Origin of the sequence: Streptomyces sp. NPDC001222 (genome assembly GCF_042896945.1) — a bacterium.
GTDB lineage: Bacteria > Actinomycetota > Actinomycetes > Streptomycetales > Streptomycetaceae > Streptomyces > Streptomyces gibsoniae.
This window is the reverse complement of the sequence record NZ_JBIAXT010000081.1, coordinates 1-5,940: the sequence shown is the minus strand read 5'-3', so window position 1 is coordinate 5,940 and position 5,940 is coordinate 1. Positions and strand designations below refer to the sequence as shown.

Sequence of the window (5,940 nt, the reverse complement as noted above, 5' to 3'; positions counted from 1 at the left end):
GGGCGAGGTCATCAAGACGGTGCCCGAGTCGAAGATCGTGGAGACCCTGATCGAGGAGGCCATGAAGCTGGCCGAGCAGATGGAGAAGGACGGCGCCGGGGCCGGAGAACCGGCCGTCACCGTGAGTTGAACAGCACGGACGTGAGAGGGGGCCCGAGCGTGACGATTCTGGAGAGCATCCGGGGACCACGTGACCTGAAGGCACTGTCCGAGGCGGACCTGAGCCGACTGGCCGAGGAGATCAGGGAGTTCCTGATCCACGCGGTCGCGAGGACGGGGGGTCATCTGGGGCCCAATCTGGGGGTGGTGGAACTCTCCATCGCGCTCCACCGGGCCTTCGAGTCACCGGTCGACCGCATCCTGTGGGACACCGGCCACCAGAGCTATGTGCACAAGCTGCTGACAGGACGTCAGGACTTCTCCAAACTGCGCGGCAAGGGCGGCCTGTCCGGCTATCCGTCGCGTGAGGAGTCGGAGCACGACATCATCGAGAACAGCCATGCCTCCACCGCGCTCGGCTGGGCCGACGGGCTCGCCAAGGCCCGCCAGGTCCAGGGGGAGAAAGGCCATGTCGTCGCGGTCATCGGCGACGGCGCCCTCACCGGCGGCATGGCCTGGGAGGCGCTCAACAACATCGCCGCCGCCAAGGACCGCCCGCTGATCATCGTCGTCAACGACAACGAGCGCTCGTACGCGCCCACCATCGGCGGACTCGCCAACCACCTCGCCACCCTGCGCACGACGGACGGCTACGAGAAGGTGCTGGCGTGGGGCAAGGACGTGCTCCAGCGCACGCCCGTCGTCGGCAACACCGTCTACGAGGCCCTGCACGGCGCGAAGAAGGGCTTCAAGGACGCGTTCGCCCCGCAGGGCCTCTTCGAGGACCTGGGCCTGAAGTACGTAGGACCCATCGACGGGCACGACGTCCGGGCCGTCGAGTCGGCGCTGCGCCGCGCGAAGCGCTTCCACGGGCCGGTGGTGATCCACTGTCTGACCGAGAAGGGCCGCGGCTACGAGCCCGCGCTCGCCCACGAGGAGGACCGCTTCCACACCGTCGGCGTGATGGACCCGCTCACCTGCGCGCCGCTGAGGCCCTCCGGCGGCCCCTCGTGGACGTCGGTGTTCGGCGACGAGATCGCGCGGATCGGCGAGGAGCGCGAGGACGTCGTCGCCATCACGGCGGCCATGCTGCACCCGGTCGGCCTGGCCGGGTTCGCGGAGCGGTTCCCCGACCGGGTGTGGGACGTGGGCATAGCCGAGCAGCACGCGGCGGTGTCCGCGGCGGGCCTGGCAACGGGCGGCCTGCATCCCGTCGTCGCCGTCTACGCGACCTTCCTCAACCGGGCCTTCGACCAGCTCCTCATGGACGTGGCCCTGCACCGCTGCGGCGTCACCTTCGTCCTGGACCGGGCCGGGGTCACGGGCGTCGACGGAGCCTCGCACAACGGCATGTGGGACATGTCGGTCCTCCAGGTCGTGCCGGGCCTCAGGATCGCCGCACCACGCGACGCCGACCAGCTGCGGGCGCAGCTGCGGGAGGCGGTGGCGGTCGACGACGCCCCGACCCTGATCCGCTTCCCGAAGGAGTCGGTGGGCCCCGCGATCCCCGCCGTGGACCGGGTGGGCGGCCTGGACGTGCTGCATCGTGCGGAGCGGCCGGATGTGCTGCTGGTCGCCGTCGGTGTCATGGCACCCGTCTGCCTGCAGACCGCCGACCTCCTCGAGGCCCGTGGCATCGGCTGCACGGTCGTCGACCCGCGCTGGGTCAAGCCCGTCGACCCCGATCTGCCGGGACTCGCCGCCGGTCACCGGCTGGTCGCGGTCGTCGAGGACAACAGCCGTGCCGCCGGCGTCGGATCCGCGGTCGCGCTGGCGCTCGGCGACGCCGACGTCGACGTACCCGTCCGCAGGTTCGGCATCCCGGAGCAGTTCCTCGCGCACGCCAAGCGCGCCGAGGTGCTCGCCGACATCGGTCTCACGCCCGTCGAGATCGCGGGGCGGATCAGCGCCAGCCTGACCGCCAGGGACGAGCTGTCCAAGGAGAAACAGGAATGACCATCCCTTCCGGCGGTGACTTCGACCTCGGCGCGCTCCTCGCCGAGCGCGGGGCCGAGCGCTACGAGCTGCACGCCAGGTACCTCAACCACCAGCTCCCGCGCATGCTCCACACCATCGGCTTCGACAAGATCTACGAGCGGGCCGAGGGTGCCCACTTCTGGGACGCGGACGGCAACGACTACCTGGACATGCTCGCCGGCTTCGGGGTGATGGGCCTGGGCCGCCACCACCCCGTGGTCCGCAAAGCGCTGCACGACGTCCTGGACGCGCAGCTCGCCGACCTCACCCGCTTCGACTGCCAGCCGCTGCCCGGGCTGCTGGCGGAGAAGCTGCTCGCGCACAGCCCCCATCTGGACCGGGTGTTCTTCGGCAACAGCGGGACGGAGGCGGTCGAGACCGCGCTGAAGTTCGCCCGGTACGCCACCGGCCGGCCGCGGATCCTGTACTGCAGCCACGCCTTCCACGGGCTGACCACCGGGTCCCTCTCGGTGAACGGTGAATCCGGGTTCCGTGACGGCTTCGCCCCGCTGCTGCCCGACACCCCGGTCCCGCTCGGCGACCTCGACGCCCTGGCCCGGGAGCTGGACAAGGGGGACGTGGCGGCCCTCATCGTCGAGCCGATCCAGGGCAAGGGCGTGCACGAGGCCCCGACCGGCTATCTGCGGGCCGCCCAGGAGCTGCTGCACCGGCACAAGGCGCTGCTGATCGCCGACGAGGTGCAGACCGGCCTCGGCCGGACCGGAGACTTCTACGCCTACCAGCACGAGGACGGCGTGACCCCGGACCTGGTGTGCGTGGCGAAGGCGCTCTCGGGCGGCTATGTACCGGTCGGCGCCACCCTCGGCAAGGAGTGGATCTTCAAGAAGGTCTACTCGTCGATGGACCGGGTGCTGGTGCACTCGGCGAGCTTCGGCTCCAACGCCCAGGCGATGACGTCCGGGCTCGCGGTCCTCAGCGTCATGGAGAACGAGCAGATCGTCGCCAACGCCCGGGCCGTCGGCGAGCAGCTGAAGTCCCGGCTCACGGCGCTCGTGGACAAGTACGAGCTGCTCAGCGACGTACGCGGCCGGGGTCTGATGATCGGCATCGAGTTCGGCCGACCCAGCTCGCTCAGGCTGCGCGGGCGGTGGACCATGCTCCAGGCCGCCCGTAAGGGCCTGTTCGCGCAGATGGTCGTCGTCCCGCTGCTGCAACGGCACCGGATCCTCACCCAGGTCTCCGGCGACCATCTGGAGGTGATCAAGCTGATCCCGCCGCTGATCATCGACGAGCAGGACGTCGACCGGTTCGTGGACGCCTTCACCGCGGTGATGGACGACGCGCACGGCGGCGGCCTGATGTGGGACTTCGGTAAGACACTGATCAAGCAGGCGGTGGCGAACCGCTAAGAGTCATCACGTAATGAGGTGATGCCCACCTGGTGCCTGTGCGGGGCCAGCATGCCTGGGTGGCGTACCAGCTCTGTGCAGCCAGCTGTTCCGACGTGGGCCTTGTGCCGCTCGTTCGCGGGTCGGGTCTCATTCGGGGTAAGTCCGGTACCGGGTGGTGGTGTTTTGTCGAGCAGAGGCCCGCGGCCGAAAGCATCCGGCTTGTGGGCTGCCGCGTGGGTGCGGCCCCGTGCGGGGCGGGCACGGCGCTGCGGTTGACTCGACAGGGCTTCTTGCAGCCCTTCATGGAACACGATCTGTGTGTGGCGCGCCTGGACGACGTCCAGGCGCGCGGTGCTGGGGTCGTCGGGGTCGGTGAGGTGGACGTGGGCGCAGAGGGCGGCGGAGACCTTGTCCCGGTCTGCGACGAGCCCGCATGAGGGGCAGGCGTGGATTCGGTCGGCGAGGGTTTTAGCGACCGTCGCTCCGCAGAAGCACGTCAGGGACAATTTGGTGGTGAAGGCGGAGGCGCGCAGCATTCGCCCGCCGGCCTTCTCACACTCCCGGCCGATAGCGGTGATGAGCCTACCGGGTGTGGTGGCTTGCAGTGCTTTGCCCCACCTGCGGTACCACGTGCGGATGTCGCAGTCCTCAACGATCAGGTTCGCGCTGTGGTCGGCGGTGATGTCTTCGGCGATGCGGCGGGCGCGGTGGTCTTTGGCCGCAGCCTGCGTGGCGGCGGCTTCGGCGAGCCGGGCCCGGTTGAGCCGGAAGCTGGCTGACAGGCTGTCGCGCCGGTAGGGCTGCTTGGGCATCCCATCCTTGTTCGCTGCCCTTGCTCCGCCAGGCGTGTGGACGGTCCGTGCGGGAAGGCCCGCGGCCTGGCGCCGTTCGGCGCGGGCTTGTTGGCGTTTCGATGGCTGGTACTGGCCGGGGTTGGAGGCTCGGCGGGAGCGGTCGAGAGCGCGTCTGCGGCCGCGGTCCTTGCGGCGGGATTTCGCCAGCGCGGCAAGCTCCGCGTCGCTGGGCTCGATGCGGGTTGTTTCGACGTTGCCGTCGGCGGGGGCGAAGGTGTTGGGGAAGGAGACGATGGAGAGGTTGGAGACGTTGCCGTCGATGCCGCCAACCCGCTCGAGCTGAGCCGCTGCCGTGCGGCGGGCCTTCGTGGTGGGGGATGCGTAGCAGCCGGTCAGGACCATCAGGTGGGCTTCGTACGCCCACCCGCCCGGCGCGGAGGTGTCGCGGCGGCGCACGAGGTCGATCTTGTGCCAGGTATCGGGATGGGTCAGGAAGTGCACCAGGCGCGGCCAGCGGCCCGACCCCGAGGGCAGGCGGACGGGCAGGACCAGGTCACCACGACGTGCATCGGCGCCGCCGGTGAACACGACGGCTAAAGGTCCGGTGTGGTCCCACCACGTCGCGGCTCGCGTCTTCGCGGTGTTCCTCGCCGTCACCTCGCCCGTCTCAATACGTCCCGCAGGACGTACAGGCGTGGGCAGGTGCCGTGGCTGCTCGAGCACCCCGGTCCCTGCAGGAAGCGCGGCAGCCTGCTCGGGGGTGGTGACCGTAGGGTCGAGGTTGCGGTTGCGGTAGGTGTCCAGGTGCCCGGCCAGGGTGCCGTGCAGCCGGAACGTCTCCCACTTCCGGGCGATGGTATGGGAGCGGGCGCGGCCCGGGATGCGGGTGTAGTCCCACCACGGGCCCGCGCGGGGCCGGCCGTGCCTGCGGCCGGACGAATCCGGGAACAGATGCCGGCTCACCGACGTCTCGAACACTTCGTCCGCCTGGTGCATCACCAGCGCTTTGGTGACGTGGTGTGCGAGATGTTTTGCGTTTGCCATGTGCCGGTAAGCGCGGCGCTCCATACCCTCCCGGGACAGACCCAGCTCCAGCCGCCACGCTCTCGCATCCGTCTCACGGCGGACATCGCCCGCCCAGTACGCGTCTACGGCGTCCCGCGCATCGCGCTGCAGTGCCCGTTTGACGGACCACATCGCCGAGAACAAACTCTCGGTCCGGTGCCGGATGCCGGGATCGTGGACATCGAGCGGCAGACGGATCACCGCAAGCTCAGTGTCCGCGCTTCGCGTCCAGCGCTTCCCCTTGTTCTTTCCCCGGTATCGACGAGCAGGAGCAGCATCGAAGGAGGCCGTGGTGTCACGCAGTTCTGTGGTCACCGATGCTCCACCTCCTTTTTTGCCCCATGCAGGACGCCGTCACCTGTCCGCAGTCTGACCAGTGCGGCAACCAACGCCAAAGCTACAAGACCCCACTGACAACGCCCCGTGCCACGAGGGGACTTCGGTCTCTACGACGGCTTTCATGCACCTGCGTCTTGCCCGCTGCACGTCGGCCGACCTTCGTACCTAGTGCCGCATCAGGCAACGTTCGCCCTGTTCACGACCTCGCGGAGGCGTTCGTGGGTCTGTGTAGCGAACGGTGGAACTCGGTCGGTTTCGTTCAGCGGCGTCCGGCGGTGAGCCGGCCGTCGAAGGTGATGTCGAAGGCTTGGAGT

At 69.3% G+C, this 5,940-nt stretch carries 3 protein-coding genes and 1 pseudogene; 3 read left to right on the top strand and 1 reads right to left on the bottom strand.

From position 1 onward, the window contains the following. The 3 genes and pseudogenes from ACFY2Z_RS41525 to ACFY2Z_RS41515 form a co-directional block, all read left to right on the top strand. Window positions 1-130: pseudogene (locus ACFY2Z_RS41525) on the top strand (4-hydroxy-3-methylbut-2-en-1-yl diphosphate synthase); the annotation flags it as partial. A 29-nt stretch (window positions 131-159) separates the two neighbouring features. Then, window positions 160-2,055: a 1-deoxy-D-xylulose-5-phosphate synthase gene (gene dxs, locus ACFY2Z_RS41520; protein ID WP_390749174.1), complete on the top strand. Its 1,896-nt coding sequence runs from the start codon at window positions 160-162 to the stop codon at window positions 2,053-2,055. Continuing rightward, a complete protein-coding gene (locus ACFY2Z_RS41515) occupies window positions 2,052-3,446 on the top strand; it encodes an aspartate aminotransferase family protein (protein WP_390749173.1) in 1,395 nt (464 codons plus the stop codon). The genes dxs and ACFY2Z_RS41515 overlap by 4 nt, the downstream gene beginning before the upstream one ends. Here the strand turns inward: ACFY2Z_RS41515 and ACFY2Z_RS41510 are convergent. Continuing rightward, window positions 3,443-5,602, bottom strand: coding sequence for a transposase (locus tag ACFY2Z_RS41510; protein WP_390749172.1), 2,160 nt, complete (start codon window positions 5,600-5,602; stop codon window positions 3,443-3,445). The two genes, ACFY2Z_RS41515 and ACFY2Z_RS41510, sit on opposite strands and share 4 nt — an antisense overlap. Window positions 5,603-5,940 lie beyond the last annotated feature (338 nt).